General features: G+C 67.9%; 12 protein-coding genes. 3 read left to right on the top strand and 9 right to left on the bottom strand.

The features are described from left to right. Window positions 1-11: 11 nt before the first annotated feature. Window positions 12-623: a cyclodeaminase/cyclohydrolase family protein gene (locus D7325_RS12880; protein ID WP_120996221.1), complete on the top strand. Its 612-nt coding sequence runs from the start codon at window positions 12-14 to the stop codon at window positions 621-623. A 9-nt stretch (window positions 624-632) separates the two neighbouring features. Here D7325_RS12880 and D7325_RS12875 read toward each other — a convergent pair whose 3' ends face one another. The 7 genes from D7325_RS12875 to D7325_RS12845 all read right to left on the bottom strand — a co-directional run bounded on the left by D7325_RS12875 (window position 633) and on the right by D7325_RS12845 (window position 9,486). Continuing rightward, window positions 633-983 (bottom strand): response regulator, encoded by a 351-nt coding sequence (locus tag D7325_RS12875; protein ID WP_120996219.1) that lies wholly within the window; start codon window positions 981-983, stop codon window positions 633-635. Window positions 984-986: 3 nt separating this feature from the next. Further along, complete coding sequence (locus D7325_RS12870) at window positions 987-2,720, bottom strand: histidine kinase famiy protein (RefSeq protein ID WP_120996217.1); 1,734 nt, start codon at window positions 2,718-2,720, stop codon at window positions 987-989. A 156-nt stretch (window positions 2,721-2,876) separates the two neighbouring features. After that, window positions 2,877-5,405 (bottom strand): bifunctional diguanylate cyclase/phosphodiesterase, encoded by a 2,529-nt coding sequence (locus tag D7325_RS12865; protein ID WP_120996215.1) that lies wholly within the window; start codon window positions 5,403-5,405, stop codon window positions 2,877-2,879. Window positions 5,406-5,628: 223 nt separating this feature from the next. Then, window positions 5,629-6,543, bottom strand: a complete 915-nt coding sequence (locus tag D7325_RS12860; protein WP_120996213.1) for a CHAD domain-containing protein — start codon at window positions 6,541-6,543, stop codon at window positions 5,629-5,631. A 41-nt stretch (window positions 6,544-6,584) separates the two neighbouring features. Continuing rightward, the gene (locus tag D7325_RS12855; protein ID WP_120996210.1) at window positions 6,585-7,370 is read right to left on the bottom strand and encodes an exodeoxyribonuclease III; all 786 of its coding nucleotides are present in this window, start codon (window positions 7,368-7,370) and stop codon (window positions 6,585-6,587) included. Between the two features lie 1,002 nt (window positions 7,371-8,372). Continuing rightward, window positions 8,373-9,239 (bottom strand): aldo/keto reductase, encoded by an 867-nt coding sequence (locus D7325_RS12850; protein ID WP_120996208.1) that lies wholly within the window; start codon window positions 9,237-9,239, stop codon window positions 8,373-8,375. 25 nt (window positions 9,240-9,264) lie between these two features. Continuing rightward, entirely contained in the window at window positions 9,265-9,486 is a 222-nt protein-coding gene (locus tag D7325_RS12845; protein ID WP_120996206.1) for a hypothetical protein, read from the bottom strand. Between the two features lie 116 nt (window positions 9,487-9,602). Between D7325_RS12845 and D7325_RS12840 the strand changes: the two genes are divergently transcribed. Further along, window positions 9,603-10,340, top strand: coding sequence for a 4'-phosphopantetheinyl transferase family protein (locus D7325_RS12840; RefSeq protein WP_120996204.1), 738 nt, complete (start codon window positions 9,603-9,605; stop codon window positions 10,338-10,340). Window positions 10,341-10,462: 122 nt separating this feature from the next. On the opposite strand, the gene D7325_RS12835 is transcribed toward D7325_RS12840, so the two are convergent. Then, complete coding sequence (locus D7325_RS12835; RefSeq protein WP_120996202.1) at window positions 10,463-12,079, bottom strand: ATP-binding protein; 1,617 nt, start codon at window positions 12,077-12,079, stop codon at window positions 10,463-10,465. Window position 12,080: 1 nt separating this feature from the next. Beyond that, on the bottom strand, window positions 12,081-12,806 hold the full coding sequence (locus tag D7325_RS12830; RefSeq protein ID WP_120996201.1) for a response regulator: 726 nt from the start codon (window positions 12,804-12,806) through the stop codon (window positions 12,081-12,083). Window positions 12,807-13,481: 675 nt separating this feature from the next. On the opposite strand from D7325_RS12830, the gene D7325_RS12825 reads away from it, so the two are divergent. Continuing rightward, entirely contained in the window at window positions 13,482-16,382 is a 2,901-nt protein-coding gene (locus tag D7325_RS12825; RefSeq protein WP_120996198.1) for a ribonucleoside-diphosphate reductase subunit alpha, read from the top strand. Window positions 16,383-16,449: the final 67 nt, after the last annotated feature.

Genomic DNA, 16,449 nt, shown 5'->3' with positions numbered 1-16,449 from the left:
ACGGACCGCACATGACCGACTCCCACCCCTGGCACCGCCGTCTGCGGACCTACCTCGACGAGACGGCCGCTGCCCAGCCGACACCCGGTTGCGGTCCGGCGGCCGCCACCACGGTCGCCCTTGGCCTGGCGCTGGTGCTCAAGGGGCTGCGCATTGCACGGCCGCAAGATTCGCCGACGACGGACGAACGCGCCCTGCAGACATCGCAGCGCCTGGTGCATGAAGCCGAGGGATTGATCGACCGGCTGCAGGTGCTGGCCGAAGCCGACATGCAGGCGTTCGCGCAGTACCTGCGCGCCCGTCGTGCGACGGATTCGCCCGCTATCGAGGACAGCGCCCGGCAGGCCTGCGCCGTGCCGCTGGCGACCGCCCATTGCGGGCTGGAAGGCCTCGCGCTTGCCCTTGCCGCCTGGCGGCACACCTCGACGGCGCTGCGCAGCGACACCCTGGCAGGCGGCGTATTGCTGCACGCCGGGATCGAGGCCGCGCTGATCAACGTCGAGGCCGACATGGCCGAACTGGATGAGCCCGACGAGCAGGCGCACGCCGGCAGCGCCCGCGACCATGCACGGCGCCAGGCCGACACGGCGCTGGCGCAGCTTCGGCAGCTGGCGGCCGGTTGATGGCGGCGATCAGCCCTCCCGCTGCAACGCCTCGAGGTGTTCCACCAACTGGACCAGCCGGATCGGCTTGAGCAGCACGCGCGTGCGGGGCAATGCCACCAGGTCGTTGCCCGGATACCCGGACACGATCAGCGCCGGCAGTTGCGGCCGCCGCTCGCGTAGCGCCGCGAGCAGTTCGCGGCCGTTCATGCCGGGCATGGCCAGGTCGGAGACGAGTGCGTCCGCCGGATCGGCCGCGTCGCGTTCGAGCGCCGCCTGTCCGCTCAGCGCCACGCTGACCCGATAGCCGGCACCGTCGAGCATGCTGGCGAACAGCTCGGCGATGCGCGGGTCGTCATCCACCACCAGAACGTGCCGCATCGATCAGCCTTCGTGCCGGAAGGTGTCGGCGCGCACACGTGAGGCAGTGTCCCGCTCGTCGAGCAGGGCCCGAATCCGTTCGGCCACTTCCGCCCTTCGGTAAGGTTTACCGATGACAGAAAACGCTGCCGTATTGAGGCCCTGGCTCGCCAGCTCATCGGTATAGCCGGTCGCCAGCAGCACCGGCAGGTCGGGAAGGCGCTCGCGCATGCGCTCGGCCAGCACCAGCCCATTGATACCGCCCGGCATCATCACGTCGGTGAACAGCAGGTCCATCGCGCCCTGCTCGTCCAGCAGGCGCAACGCCTGCTCGCCACTGGCTGCGCTGAACACGCGGTAGCCAAGCGAACGCAGGTGCGATTCGGCCAGCTGGCGGACATCGTCGCTGTCCTCGACCAGGAGAATGCGCGGCGTGGCATCGTCGCCCTCATTGAGCGTGAGGTTGCCCGGCATCGGATTCACCGACCGCTCCGCCGCCACGGGAAAGATCAGTCGCACGGTGGTGCCCCTGCCCAGCTCGCTGTCGATCTCCAGCCGCCCGTGCGACTGCTGGACGAAGCCGTGGACCATCGCCAGGCCGAGCCCGGTGCCGAGCGGCTTGGTGGTGAAGAACGGGTCGGCGGCGCGGTTCACCACATCGGGCGACATGCCGTCGCCTTCGTCGATCACGCACAGCGTCACGTACTGGCCTGGCTGCAGGTGATGCCGCTCGGAACGTCGTCGCTCGTCGAGCACCGAGGTCCCGACCGTGATGACGCCGCCGTCGGGCATCGCGTCGCGGGCGTTGAGCAGCACGTTGAGCAAGGCCATTTCCATGTGGGCCGCATCCAGCGTGCAGGACGGCAGCCCCGGCCGCAGGTCGAGTCGCAGGTCGATCCGGTCGCCCAGCGCCCTGACCGCCATCTCGCTGAAATCGACCACCAGCCCGTTGAGGTTCAGCCGCCGCGGGTCGAGCCGCTGCTTGCGGGCGAAGGTCAGCAACTGCTGGGTGAGCCTGGCACCGCTTTCCGCCGCGCGCTGGGCGTTGCCGATCGCCGTGGCCAGTGCCGGGTTGTCGCGGCAGTGAAGCTCGGCCACCTCGAGGTTGCCGGTCACGACCTGGAGCAGGTTGTTGAAGTCATGGGCCAGCCCGGCGGTGAGCTGGCCGACCGCTTCCATCTTTTGCGCCTGCCGGAACGACTGCTCGGACAGCCGCCGCCGCGTGATGTCGACCTGCGAGGCGAAGAAGTACAGCAGCCGACCGTCCTCGTCGAACACCGGGCCGATGAACAACGCATTCCAGAACTTGGTCCCGTCGGCCTTGTAGTTGAGGATATCCACGGCCACGGCGCGCTGTTCCTGCACGGCGCGGCGAACCTCCGCGACGGTTTCCGGGTCGGTCTCCTCGCCTTGCAGCATGCGGCAGTTGCGTCCGACGACCTGCTCTTCCTCGTAGCCGGTGAGGTCGAGGAACGCCTTGTTGGCGAAGGCGATGGGGTTGTCCGGCTGGTTCGGATCGGTGATGACCATCGGCATGCGGGTCATCTCGACCGCCGCGAAAAACACGCTGCTGCGGTCTTCGAGGCCCGCCTGGGTCACATAGCCGGCCTGCCAGTGGCGAACGCCCGGATTGCCGAGCGGGCTGAAGCTGTCGCCGTCGAGCTGGCCCTGCGCGGGCAGGCCGAAGGCATCGCCGGGGTCGGATTCGTCACGCTGTTCGGGTGGGGGTGGACGGGTGTCTTTACTGCCAAGGGTCATGCACAGCACCTGAAATCAGCCACCGACCGCGTCGATCGTCACGAAGGGAATTCGGTGGTCCTCGCCGGGTCAGCGCGGTCCGGCTACCGCCATCTTCCCTTTCGAGCCCGAGCCGCGGGCAGGAGTTCAGCCCCGTCGACGGTCGATGGCCGGCGCTCAGCAGGGCACGGCGGTTGCGTCGCTCGGTTGCAGACAGGCATGCAGCGCGGTCGCCGGCATCGGCCGGCTGAGGTGAAAGCCCTGGACCTCATCGCAGGCATCGCCGCGCAGCAGGTCGAGCTGATCGGCGGTCTCGACGCCCTCGGCCGTCACGGCCATGCCCAGCGACCGGCCGAGCGAGATGATCGCCTGCACGATGGAGCGGTCGTTCGGCCGCTCCAGCATGCCGGCGATGAAGCTGCGGTCGATCTTCAGCCCGTCGAACGGGAACGAACGCAGGTAGCTGAGCGACGAGAAGCCGGTGCCGAAGTCGTCCATGCTCAGCCGCACGCCCAGCCCCTTGAGCGCGTTCATGATTGCCAGCGCACCGTCGGCGTCGTTGACCATCACCGTCTCGGTCAGCTCCAGCTCCAGCCGCTGGCCGTCCAGGCCGGTGCTACGCAGCGTGCGCTCGATGTCGGCGACCAGCGCCGGATGGCTGAACTGGCGGGGCGAGAGGTTGACCGACACCGGCACCGGCTCGGCCCAGCCGACCGCCTCGCGACAGGCCTGCTCGAGCACCCATTGCCCGAGCGGCACGATCAGGCCGGTTTCCTCGGCCAGCGGAATGAAGGCCTCGGGCAGCAGCAGGCCGCGCTCGGGATGCTCCCAGCGCACCAGCGCCTCGACGCTGACCAGCCGCAGCGAATCGAGCTGGTACCGCGGCTGGAAGTACAGCCGCAACTCGCCTTCGCGGATCGCCTGGCGCAGCGCCTGTTCCAGCTGGCGACGGGCGGCGATCTGCGCGTTCATCTCGGCGGCGTAGAAGCGCCAGGTGTTACGCCCCGCCGACTTGGCCTCGTACAGCGCGATGTCGGCGAAGCGCACCAGGTCTTCCGGCGCCCGGCCGTCGTGCGGGAACAGGGCGATGCCGATGCTGCAGCCGATGTGGATTTCCTGATTGCCGTACTGGATGGGCTCGGCGAGCTCGGCCACCAGTCGCGCGCAGATCTGCTCCACGCGGTGCTGCTCGTCCTGGCCGGTGAGGACCATGACGAATTCGTCGCCACCGACCCGGGCGACCAGGTCGGTGTCGCGCAGGCGCTGTTGCAGCCGATACGCCACCTCGCGCAGCACGAAGTCGCCCGCCGAGTGGCCGAGCGCGTCGTTGACCGGCTTGAAGCGGTCCAGGTCCAGGCACAGCACGGCGAAGCTGCCGGTCAATGCCGGCGTCGCCAGCCGCCGCAGGCAATCTTCGAGGCGATTGCGGTTGGCCAGGCCGGTCAGCGGATCGTGCCGGGCCATGTGCTCGATGCGCGCACGCGCTTCGATCTCGTCGGTGATGTCGTTGGCGGTGCCGCGGTAGCCGCCGGCGACGCCGACACCGTGCAGAATCGGCCGGCCGGTGAGCCGGCAGGTACGACGCTGGCCTTCGCGCGTCAGGTAGGTACAGGTCAGCGAGTGCCGCCCGTCGCCCTGCAGCGACGCCAGCCAGTCGCCCAGCGCGCCGTCGACGCCTTGCACGAGGCGCTTGAGCGGCTGGCCGATCCATTGGACCGGCGCCTGCCCGGTGACCTCGCCGAACCGGGCCGACAGGTAGGTGATGCGCTGCTCCTCATCGACTTCCCACAGCCAGTCGGTGGCCGACTCGGCGATGTCGCGAAAGCGTTCTTCGTTGGCCTCCATCAAGCGGGCGGCGGCCAGCGCGTGGCGGAACACGACGAAGATCAGCCCGGCGAGCATCAGCGCCGCCATGGCGAACAGCGGCATGACGGTCTCGAGCAGCTCGCGGCCGGCCTCCGGCGTATCCCAGCGCAGCCGCACCTGGCCATCCTCGCTCAGCGGCAGGTGCGGCTCGGCGGCGGCGTCGGCGGCATCGCGCGGCAACCGCAGCCGATCGAGCGCGAGGGTTTCGCCGAAGGGGCCGAGGAAGTCGTTGTCCACCACATCGACGAACACCAGCACCGAGGCCGGCCCCGGGAACCCTTCGAGCTCCGGGATGCCGTCGGGCTGCATCTCGGCGGCCGAGACGAAGCCCGGCTTGTCGCCGACGCGCAGGATGGCCGTCACTGCCTTGCCGTCCTGTTCGGGCGCGCGGGCCCGCTCGACCAGCGCCTGCAGGTCGCCGCTCAGCCAGTCACCGGCCTGGACGTCGCTCAGCTCGCCTTCGATCACCGCATAGGTGGTGCGGTTGCTTGGGTCGACGACGAACACGCCCTCGATGTTGAAGCGTTCGAAGACGTTGGCGCCGACATTGCCCTCCTCGTAGGCCCATTGGCGGTTGGTGGTCAGGTGCAGGTGGCGAAAGATGTCGCCCCACACGGCGTAGTCCAGCGTCACGCTGGCGTGCCGCTCGCGCAGTGCGTCGATGGCACTGCGTGCGTAGAACACGCTGCGGTCGCGGGTCTCATGGTCCTGGCGCAGGGCATCGGCGACGAGCAGGCCGGCGGTGGCCAGCAACAGCATGACCATCACGGCGGCGACCACCGGGAAGGTGCGCCGGGCAAAGGCATTGCTCAGGCGCGCGGATGAGGGCTCGGCAGGCATCGTCAGGGTCCGACAGGTGAAAGGGACCGGCTGTGCGCAGAACGAAACGGGCCTGCGCCGGGCAACGGTGCCAGGCTATCGGCAGCGCGAGCGCTTCTTGAGCTCAGTTCGTCGGCCGATGAAGCCGCACGCAGCCACGCCCGGCGCGCTTGGCCTCGTGCAGCCGATCCATCGGCCGGCGCCGTTGGCGACGCCGGTCAGCGGATCGTCGAAGAACGGTCGCTCAGTCCTCGCGTGAAGCGGCCTGGCCTTCGCAGCGCGCCAGCGACCAGTAGCGCTGCCAGCGCTTGACCAGCGCCGAGGGTGGTTCGGCATACAGGCGCCGGCCCAGGGCGAAGGCCTCCTCGCGCAGGGCCTTGCGGCGCTCGGCGATGAGGCGCTGCAAGGGTTCGATCTGATCGGCGAACAGCTCGGGCTCGTCGTCCATCAACTGGCTCATCACCGCGAGGTCGTGATCGTGGCCGAGCGCCTCGGCCAGTTCTTCGAGCAGGCCGCAGCGGGCGCGCATCATCGCCGGCCACGCCGACAGCAACAGGCGGGTGTGGTACCACTGGTCCTTCACGCGCTTGCGCCACTCGTGCAGGTTCTCGTCGTTCGGGTCGCGACGCGCCGCCGCCAGGGCGCGGCGACCGGCGCGGTAGCTGTCTTCGAGACCGCGCTCGAACAGGCCGAAGCCCTTGCCCGACAACGGCCAGTGCTCGATGGCCCCCAGCGCCTCGTCCAGTTCGCCGATGGCCTGCTCGAACAGCGCCGGATCGATCTGCGCGCCGCCCGTACTGCCGCGCTCGACCAACCGTTGGCGAATCCGCGCATAGGACGGTCGACCGAACAGCGCCGGGGCATGGCTGGCGAGCGCGTCCCAGCCCTCGACCATCGCCGCGGCATCGCGCAGCGCCGACAGCGATCGGCCGACATCCCGCAGCCGCCGGTTCTCCACCGCATAGCACTTGCCCAGCGGGCGACGGATCAGCCGCAGCAAGGCACGCTGCTCCTTGAAGCGCTTGCGCGCCTGATGCACGCCCTTGTCGCGCTCGTCCGGCGGCGAACGCAGCGCCTCGATCGCCCGCTCGAGGCGGTCGCGAGCGATGCGACGCACGTCCTTGGCGGCGTTCTTGTGCGGTTTCAGGCGGTATCCCATAAGTGGGCTCCACGAGGTGATTCGGGTGTTTTTTCGATGCGTCAGGCCAGGTCGAGTTCGATCCAGGTCGGCGCATGGTCGCTGGCATGGGGCTGGTCGCGCACCCAGCGATCGACCCCGGCGTCGTGCAGACGCGCCGCCACGTCGGGGCTGAGCAGCAGGTGGTCGATGCGCAGGCCGGAGTTCTTCTGCCAGTGCTGGCGGAAATAATCCCAGAAGGTGTAGAGGCGCTCGTCCGGGTACCTCGCCCGCAGCGCGTCGGTCCAGCCTTGGGTGAGCAGGCGTGCGAAGCGCTCGCGGCTCTCGGGCTGCAGCAAGGCATCCTTGCGCCACGAACGCGGGTTGTAGATGTCTTCGTCGGTCGGCACCACGTTGTAGTCGCCGGCCAGCACCACCGGATGGCCGCTGTCGAGCAGGCGCTGCGCATAGCCGATCAGGCAGTCGAACCACTCGAGCTTGTAGTCGAACTTGGGGCCCGGCTGCGGGTTGCCGTTGGGCAGGTACAGGCAGCCGACGAGCACGCCGTGCACGGCTGCCTCGAGGTAGCGACTCTGCGGATCGTCCTCCATGCCGGGCAAGCCGCGCCGACTCTCGATCGGATCGCTGCCACGCGCGAGGATGGCCACGCCGTTCCAGGACTTCTGGCCTTGCCAGATGGCGCCATAGCCGGCGGCACGGATCTCGTCGATCGGGAAGGCCGCCTCCTGCGCTTTCAGTTCCTGCAGGCAGGCCACGTCCGGCGCCTCCTGGTCGAGCCACTGCAGCAGCGCCGGCAGCCGCGACCGGATGCCGTTGATGTTGAATGTCGCGATCTTCAGCCTGTCCACGCGTCGCCTCGCCGATTGAGCTTCGTTTCTGTTCAGAGCGTAGGGGGTGGGGTGGCGTTCCGGTGGTGTATCGGGCGGTGATGGCTGGCCGCCTGGGCGTCTCGCTCAGGCGTTTTTGACGCCGCGCTTTCCTCGGCCGGGACGACAGGTTGCGCCTTGCACGGCGCCTCACTTTAAAACGCGCCCCATCATCCGGGTCTGCCTGCTGCGCAGCCAGACTGCCCTCACTCCGGCGCCGCTCCGGGGGCGCGTCACGACGGGACGTCCCTGTCCCGCCGCGCCTCGCTCGGCGTCCTGCCTCGCGTCCCCCTGCGCAACGCCTGCGTTCGGCCGGATGAAAGGGGGGTGGTCCGAGTGGCTTGATGGTTGGGTGCAAGCGGTGGAAAACGCTTTGCGGTTTTCCACCCTACGGTGGCAACAGACGTAGGGCGGATTCTGGAGCGAAGCGAACAATCCGCCGGGGACGCCGCCGATGCGAAGCCGGTGCATTGCTTCGCGAATGCACCCGACGTGCGGCTGTCCCATTCAAGATCATACAACTCTGCTTTTCTGCTTCTCACACCCAAACCACCAGGCCACACCACTCGCCCCTTCAGCAGGCCGAGCGCAGGTGTCGTGGAGGGGGTTGAGCGGCAGGGATGCCGCGAGAGCCGCGAGGGCCATGGATGGCCCTTCGTGGCGTGCCCCTGAAACGGCACCGAAGCGAGGGAACCCCGGCGAAGCCGGGGCCGGATGCAGGGGCAAGCGTTTTTGCTTACTTTTTTCGCGACTGAAAAAAAGTGAGGCGCCGTGCAAGGCGCAATCTGTAGACCGGGCCGAGGAAAGCGCGGCGTCCGAAACTCTCGATCGTGAAGCCAAAAGACAAAAGCTTCGCCCGCAAGCGGGCTCCTACGACATTTCCCAGCATTTCGCCCCGTGCAGGGCGCAATCTGTGATTCCGGGACAAGGAACACACCGCACTCAAACCCCCTAGCGCAACCGTGATCGTCGCGAGCAATCCCCTCAGGGCGCCTCGACCCCTCTGGCCGCCTCCGCCAGGTAAAACCACGCCTGCGTATCCAACGCCAGCGACGCACCCGCCAGCGCCTCCTCGACACGCGGCCAGCGCAAGCTCCCGAGGATCGGCACCGGCGCGCCGGGCAGGCGCCGGATCCAGGCGAGCGCGACCTGGTTGGGCGTCGCACCGAGCGCGTCGGCGACGTTCGCCAGCGCCTGTTGCAGGCCGGCCGGGAAGCGGCCACCGGCGAACGGTGACCAGGCCAGGGCCTGCAAACCCTCGACCTGCATGGTTTGCAGGCGACCATCCCAGGCGGCGTCCTGGGCCATGAGCGACAGCTCGATCTGGTTGCAGCGCAGCGGCAGCGCTTCGCCCAGCAGCCGCCAATGCAGCGGATCGGCGTTGGACAGGCCCAGCCAGCCGATCTTGCCTTCGGCCTGGAGCGCCTCCAGCGTCCGGGCGAGGTCTTCCACCTGCATCAGCGGATCGGGGCGATGCACCAGAAAGCCATCCAGCCGCTCGATGCCCAGTCGCTCGAGCGACCCTTCGACCGCACGGCGCAGGTAGGCGGCGCTGGTGTCGTAATGCTTGACCTGCCAGCGCGAGCGGTCCTGCGGCTTGAGCACGATGTCCGCCTTGCCGATCACGGTCAGCCGCTGACGCAGCGCGGGTTGTAGCCGCAAGGCAGCGCCGAACTGCGACTCGCAGTGGCCCAGCCCATAGATGTCCGCGTGATCGAAGGCAGTCAGGCCCTGTTCGACGCAACGCTCGACGAAGCCCAGCAGGCCCTGCGGATCGGCCAGCTCGGGGTAGTCGTTCAGGCGCATCATGCCGAGCAGCAGCGGCGTGTCCAGGCGGTCGGGGGTGGTCATGGGGGTCCTTTGGCGAAGAGGCCGCTCAGCGCGACGCACCGGGAGCGCGCCAGATCATCCGGGCGATCGGCTGGGTGCAGCGCAAGTCGCGGTATGGCGTGCCTTCGAACAATTCCCAGCCTTCGCCCGGCGAGGTCTGCTGGCAGGCGATCTGCCCGTCCAGTTTGCTTTGCCATTTGTAGTAGGGCGCCGGCCCGGCGAGGGCGAGCGGGGCCAGCAGGGCAAGGGCGAGCGGGACGATGCGCATGAGGCGAAGCCTGAGGGAGAAGGCGCCCACTTTAACCGTGCCGGCCGGGCCTGCAATCCTCCGGCGACGGCCGACCGCTACGCCCCTGGCCTCCCCCGGTCGCGCCGCGTGGCAGAATGCCCGGCATGATCACGCCCGCCTTCATTCCCGCCTGCTGCGCTCCGCCTTCGCCGTGCTGGCCCTTCGCGGAGCCGCTCGCTGGCATCACGCTGCTGACCACCCGCTTCGATGCGACGCGGCTCGAGGCCGACGACTTTTCGCGCTGCGGCATCGCCCAGCCGCGCGGCGTGGCCAAGCGCCAGACGGAATTCCTCGCTGGCCGGCTCTGCGCGCGCGAGGCGCTACGGCAGGCGCTCGGCATCGGCACGGTGCCCGCCGTGGGCGTGGACCGTGCGCCGATCTGGCCGGACGGTGCCGTCGGCTCCATCACGCACGGTGCGGGCTGGGCCGGCGCCGCGGTGGCATCGGCCAGCCGATGGCGCGGGTTGGGGTTGGATGTCGAAGCCCTGCTGCCGCCGGAGCGGGCCGCGCGGCTGGCCGGGGAAATCCTCACCGACACCGAGCAGGCGGCCCTCGCTACCGTGGACGAAGCCGCGCGCGCCTGGCGCCTGACGCTGGCCTTTTCATTGAAGGAAGCCCTGTTCAAGGCGCTGTATCCGCTGGTCCGGCGGCGTTTCTATTTCGAAGCGGCACAGGTGACACAGGCGCAGGACGGCGTGGCGAGCCTGCGTCTGCTGAGCGATCTGGATGCCGAATGGCAGGCCGGCACCGAGCTGCATGGCTACTACGCCGAACTGGACGGTCGCCTGCTGACGTTGATCGCCGTGCCGGCTGCTCCCGCCCCCCGCCGCTGACAGCGGGCCATTCGTCACGGCAAGCAACGTGTCGCGATGCTTGCACGGCCTATCGCGTAGCCGGTCAGCCGGGCGATCGACCCTGCGTTGGCCGGTCCGATGTCGGTCAGGCGTCTTCGTCGCTAGTTGACCGAGCCGTCCTGGCGCCTCGGCCACCAGAGGCCGAAACGCGCCCCGCCGAGCGCCTCGCTACGCCCGAGCTGCGACCGTCCGCCGTGCCAGTAGACGATCCGCCGCACGATCGACAGCCCCAGGCCATGCCCGCCTGAGGCCCGCGTGCGGCTGTCATCGAGTCGCAGGAACGGCGCGAAGATGCGTTCCCACGCCTCCTCCGGTACGCCCGGACCGTCATCCTCGACCTCGAGCAACGCATGGGTCGCATCCAGGCTGTAGCTGATCCGCACCTGGGTTTCGGCGTGGCGCATGGCGTTGGTGACCAGATTGGTCAGCGCCCGGCGCAGGTAGCGCGGCTCGCCGTCGACGCGGGCCTGCTGGTCCCCTTCGGCCAGGCGACCGGGCACACGCTCGACCCGCACGGCCGGACGCAACGGGGCGAGTTCGTCGATCACCTGGTCGATCAGCGCGGCCAGGTCGACCGGCTCGAAGCGCAGGGCCGGCGAGCCCTGCTCCAGGCGCGAGTAGACGAGCATCTCGTCGACCAGCCGGTCCAGGTCCTGGATATCGCTGTCCATGCCGTCGAGGTACTTGCGCCGCGCTTCGGGGGTCTCGGCATCGCCGGTCATCTCCAGCCCGAAGCGCAGGCGCGCCACCGGCGTGCGGAATTCATGGGCGACCGCGCGCACCATTTCGCGCTGGATGTTCAAAAGCCGCTGGAGGTGCGCCGCCATGCCGTTGAAGGCCGATGCCAGCCGGGTCACCGAGTCGCTGCCCACCTCGGGCACGCGGGTTTCGAGATCGCCCCCGGCCACCTGGCTGGCGGCGCGCTCCAGCTCGCGCAGACGTCGCTCCAACTGGCGTACCAGCAGGAAGATGGTCACACCGATCAGCGCGAGGCCGAGTACGCCGATCAGCACCAGCAAGTGCGGCGGGTACGGGTTCATCTGGTAGATCGGCCCGAGCTGCACGATCCACGGCGTGCCGGCCACTGCGGCGAACACATGGATGGCATCGCCACCCTTGTCCAGCGCCATCACGGTGTCGCCCTCGTCGAGCCGACGGCGCTGGTCGTCATCGAGGCTGGCGCTGTTGCGGGTGACCAGTTGCAGTGGATAGCCGAAGCCGTGGCGTTGCTTGAGCGCGGCCAGGCGCTGCGGCTGCTGGTCTTCGGGGACCCGTACCAGTTCGTCGATCAGCAGGTAGATGGTGGCGCGAGCGAGCTGTTCGCTGACCTGTTCGACATCGCCCGTGAGCACCAGCCGATCCGCCGCGCTGACCAGGCTGTAGATGGTCACGGTGTGCGGCCGGGTCTGCTCGACCAGCACCTGCCCTTGCAGCAGGCGCGCCTCCAGCCGGCTTTCCAGCTGCACGTCGTCCAGTGTGCGCACCCGCAGCGGAATGCCGAGCAGCCGGCCCCAGAGGTTCGCCGCCTGGCGCCGCTCGATGGGCGTCATGCGGCTCATGTTGTGGGCCATCAGGCGGAAGGTGCCGGCGGCGAGCTGCTCGCGGTACTGGTCGGCGCGCGCCTCGTTGAGCAGGTGCAGGCCGCCGACGCCCAGCGCCGCGACGATCACCAGCACGGCGATCATGCCGCCGTAAATGCGCAGGAAGATGGAGTTCACGTCAGCTCAGCGCCCGCGCCGCCTCGGCGACGAACAGGTAGCCCTTGCCGCGGATGGTCTTGATCAGGCGTGGATGCTCCGGGTCGTCGCCGATCTTGGGCCGGATGCGCGAGATGCGCACGTCGATGGAGCGATCCTGGCCGTCGTATTCGATGCCGCGCAGCTCGCCGAAGATTTCCTCGCGCGACAGCGTGCGCCCGGCGTTGCTCGTCAGCAGCCACAGCAGATCGAACTCGGCACTGGTCAGCTCGATGCCATCGCCGCGCAGCCAGGCTTCGCGCAGCGCGCTGTCGATCGTCAGCGGGCCGAAGGTCAGCCGCTTGCCGTCGGCTGCCACGGCAGGCGCATCGTTCGCCTCGCGGCGCCTGAGCAGCGCACGCACCCGCGCCAGCAACACGCGCGGGCGGACGGGTTTGCAGACGTAGTCATCGGCGCCCATCTCGAGGCCCAGCACCTGATCCATGTCATCGGCTCGCGCGGTGAGCATCAGGATCGGCCCGTCGTAGCGGCCACGCACCTCGCGGCACACCGAGAGACCGTCGAGCCCGGGCAGCATGAGATCCAGCACGACCAGGTCCGGCTGTTCGCCGACGATCCGCTCGACCGCCCGCGCGCCGTCGGCCTCGATCGACACGGCGAAGCCATTGCCTTCGAGGTACTCGCGCGTCAGTTCGGCCAGACGCTGATCGTCCTCAACGATGAGGATCTTCCAGACTTCGTGCTCCACGTCTCGTTACCCCCGGGTTGCGACGAGGTCGGCATTCTAGCAATCCGGCACGGCTTCGCGGCTTGCCCGGAATCACTTGCAATCAACACTACATATAGTGTTGGCACTATGCCGCCATCGGCCATGCGAAATCGACCTCGAATGCGCGACGAACGGCAAAAGCACGCCATCCGCGGGCTAGCCGGCACCGGCTGCGGTCACCCACCGTGTACCCACAATTTATCCACAGGTTGTTCCGGCGAGGCTGTCTTGCATTACCCCGGAGGCGCGATTATCGTGTTGCCCCACAGGCGGCAGCCCCTACATCTTGGGGCTAGAATCGCAAAGAGACACAAGGCGGAGCGAAACGGACAGGGTTGGGAAACCCTCACGCGCAAGGCCCTGAATCAACGCCCGGCTGCTTCAAAGCCGGCTCAAGCCGCTCGATTCCTCAAGAGCGAGGCTTGCGCAACGGTGCCGAGTATGCTCAGCGACGAGCGTACAAGGTGCCACTAGATGTAGTGGTCATTGGCCACGCTCGTTGTCAAGCCAGGGAGGCGCGCTCGGACCTCTCTCCGTTACAGCAGTACCCGTGTGCCGGCCCGTCCGGCGTGCGGTCGTTATCAGGCACAGGCCGGGCGTGCAGCCCAGAACCAACGCAATTCCAGAACTAGAACTCAGAGACCGGAGACCCTCATGCAGACAGAGACCACACGCGAGAAGCCGCAGCCAGCGCCCTCCGCGGCCGACAGCAGCCAGGACCTGGCCGCCACCGCCCCGGGCCAGCTGCGGGTGATCAAGCGCAACGGTACCGTCGTTCCCTACACCGACGACAAGATCACCGTGGCCATCACCAAGGCATTCCTCGCTGTGGAAGGCGGCAATGCCGCTGCCTCGTCCCGCATCCATGACACCGTGCGCCGCCTGACCGAGCAGGTCAGCACCACCTTCAAGCGCCGCATGCCCTCCGGCGGCACCATCCACATCGAAGAAATCCAGGACCAGGTCGAGCTGGCGCTGATGCGCGCCGGCGAGCACAAGGTCGCGCGCGACTACGTGATCTACCGCGAAGCCCGCGCCCAGGAGCGCAAGCGCAGCGTCGGCGACGAAATCGCCCAGCCGCACCCGAGCATCCGCATCACCAAGGCCGACGGCAGCCTGCAACCGCTGGACATGGGCCGTCTGCAGACCATCATCCGCGAGGCCTGCGAAGGCCTGGCCGAAGTCGACGGCGCGCTGATCGAGCGCGAAACGCTGAAGAACCTCTACGACGGCGTCGGCGAGAAGGACGTCAACACTGCCCTGGTGATGACCGCCCGTACCCTGGTCGAGCGCGAGCCGAACTACTCCTACGTCACCGCCCGCCTGCTGATGGACACCCTGCGCGCCGAAGCCCTGAGCTTTCTCGGCGTCGCCGAAAGCGCCACCCATCACGAAATGGCCGAGCTGTACGCCAAGGCCCTGCCGGCCTACGTTGAAAAAGGCTCCGAGTTCGAGCTGATCGACAGCAAGCTCAAGGGCTATGACCTGGCCAAGCTGGGCGCCGCGCTCGATCACGAGCGCGACCAGCAGTTCACCTACCTGGGCCTGCAGACGCTCTACGACCGCTACTTCATCCACAAGGACGGTATCCGTTTCGAGCTGCCGCAGATCTTCTTCATGCGCGTCGCCATGGGCCTGGCCATCGAAGAGAAGCAGGACCGCGAAGCCCGGGCGATCGAGTTCTACAACCTGCTCTCCTCGTTCGACTACATGTCATCCACCCCGACGCTGTTCAACGCCGGCACCCTGCGTCCGCAACTGTCGTCCTGCTACCTGACCACCGTGCCGGACGATCTGGGCGGCATCTACGACGCCATCCGCGATAACGCCCTGCTCTCCAAGTTCGCCGGCGGTCTGGGCAACGACTGGACGCCGGTCCGCGCGCTCGGCGCCTACATCAAGGGCACCAACGGCAAGAGCCAGGGCGTGGTTCCGTTCCTCAAGGTCGTCAACGACACCGCCGTGGCGGTCAACCAGGGCGGCAAGCGCAAGGGCGCGGTCTGCGCGTACCTCGAAACCTGGCACCTGGACATCGAGGAATTCCTCGAACTGCGCAAGAACACCGGCGACGACCGCCGCCGCACCCACGACATGAACACCGCGAACTGGATTCCGGACCTGTTCATGAAGCGCGTGTTCGACGATGGTCCCTGGACGCTCTTCTCCCCGTCCGACGTGCCCGACCTGCACGACCTCACCGGCCGCGCCTTCGAGGAACGCTACGAGTACTACGAGGAGCTGACCAAGTACGGCAAGCTCAAGCTGTTCAAGACGCTGCCGGCCAAGGACCTGTGGCGCAAGATGCTCTCGATGCTGTTCGAGACCGGCCACCCGTGGCTGACCTTCAAGGACCCGTGCAACCTGCGCAGCCCGCAGCAGCACGTCGGCGTGGTGCACAGCTCCAACCTCTGCACCGAGATCACGCTGAACACCAACAAGGACGAGATCGCCGTGTGCAACCTGGGTTCGGTGAACCTGGTGAACCACATCGTCGACGGCAAGCTGGACATCGCCAAGCTCGAGCGCACCGTGAAGACAGCCGTGCGCATGCTCGATAACGTCATCGACATCAACTACTACTCCGTCCCGCAGGCCGAGAACTCCAACCTCAAGCACCGCCCGGTGGGCCTCGGCATCATGGGCTTCCAGGATGCGCTGTACCTGCAGCACATCCCCTACGGCTCGGATGCGGCCGTCGAGTTCGCCGACAAGTCGATGGAAGCCATCAGCTACTTCGCCATCCAGGCGTCCTGCGACCTGGCCGACGAGCGTGGCGCCTACTCCAGCTTCGACGGTTCGCTGTGGTCCAAGGGCATCCTGCCGCTGGATTCCCAGCAGATCCTCATCGAAGCGCGCGGCCAGAAGTACATCGACGTCGACCTCTCCGAATCCCTGGACTGGGCACCGGTGCGCGAGCGCGTGAAGAAGGGCATCCGCAACTCGAACATCATGGCCATCGCCCCGACCGCGACCATCGCCAACATCACCGGCGTGTCACAGTCGATCGAGCCGACCTACCAGAACCTGTACGTGAAATCGAACCTCTCGGGCGAATTCACCGTGATCAACCCCTACCTGGTGCACGACCTCAAGGCGCGCGGCCTGTGGGACCCGGTCATGGTCAACGACCTCAAGTACTACGACGGCTCCGTGCAGCAGATCGAGCGCATCCCGCAGGACCTCAAGGACCTCTACGCCACCGCGTTCGAAGTGGAAACCCGCTGGATCGTCGAAGCCGCCAGCCGTCGCCAGAAGTGGATCGACCAGGCCCAGTCGCTGAACCTCTACATTGCCGGCGCCTCGGGCAAGAAGCTCGACGTGACCTACCGCATGGCGTGGTTCCGTGGCCTGAAGACCACCTACTACCTCCGTGCCCTGGCCGCAACCAGCACCGAAAAGTCGACCATCAACACCGGCAAGCTCAACGCCGTGTCGGCCGGCGGCAACACCGAAGGCCTGCAAGCCGCTCCCGCCGCCCCGGCCGAAGCGCCGAAGCCGGCACCGGTGCCGCTGGCGTGCTCCATCGACAACCCGGACTGCGAAGCTTGCCAGTAAACGGAAGGCGCGCTGCCCTCTCCTTCCAGGGAGAGGGCAAGAGGTAGAGAGAAGAACGGCGTCTGCG

This window comes from Stutzerimonas urumqiensis (genome assembly GCF_003640395.1).
In the GTDB taxonomy this organism is placed as follows: Bacteria; Pseudomonadota; Gammaproteobacteria; order Pseudomonadales; family Pseudomonadaceae; genus Stutzerimonas; species Stutzerimonas urumqiensis.
This window is presented reverse-complemented; position numbering and strand designations above follow the sequence as displayed.

Bases quoted from the DNA above. Each gene is read 5' to 3' on its own strand.
- D7325_RS12875 (WP_120996219.1), bottom strand. From the start codon at position 983: ATGCGGCACGTTCTGGTGGTGGATGACGACCCGCGCATCGCCGAGCTG.
- D7325_RS12845 (WP_120996206.1), bottom strand. From the start codon at position 9,486: ATGCGCATCGTCCCGCTCGCCCTTGCCCTGCTGGCCCCGCTCGCCCTC.
- D7325_RS12825 (WP_120996198.1), top strand. From the start codon at position 13,482: ATGCAGACAGAGACCACACGCGAGAAGCCGCAGCCAGCGCCCTCCGCG.
- D7325_RS12860 (WP_120996213.1), bottom strand. From the start codon at position 6,543: ATGGGATACCGCCTGAAACCGCACAAGAACGCCGCCAAGGACGTGCGT.
- D7325_RS12850 (WP_120996208.1), bottom strand. From the start codon at position 9,239: ATGACCACCCCCGACCGCCTGGACACGCCGCTGCTGCTCGGCATGATG.
- D7325_RS12840 (WP_120996204.1), top strand. From the start codon at position 9,603: ATGCCCGGCATGATCACGCCCGCCTTCATTCCCGCCTGCTGCGCTCCG.
- D7325_RS12865 (WP_120996215.1), bottom strand. From the start codon at position 5,405: ATGCCTGCCGAGCCCTCATCCGCGCGCCTGAGCAATGCCTTTGCCCGG.
- D7325_RS12870 (WP_120996217.1), bottom strand. From the start codon at position 2,720: ATGACCCTTGGCAGTAAAGACACCCGTCCACCCCCACCCGAACAGCGT.
- D7325_RS12880 (WP_120996221.1), top strand. From the start codon at position 12: ATGACCGACTCCCACCCCTGGCACCGCCGTCTGCGGACCTACCTCGAC.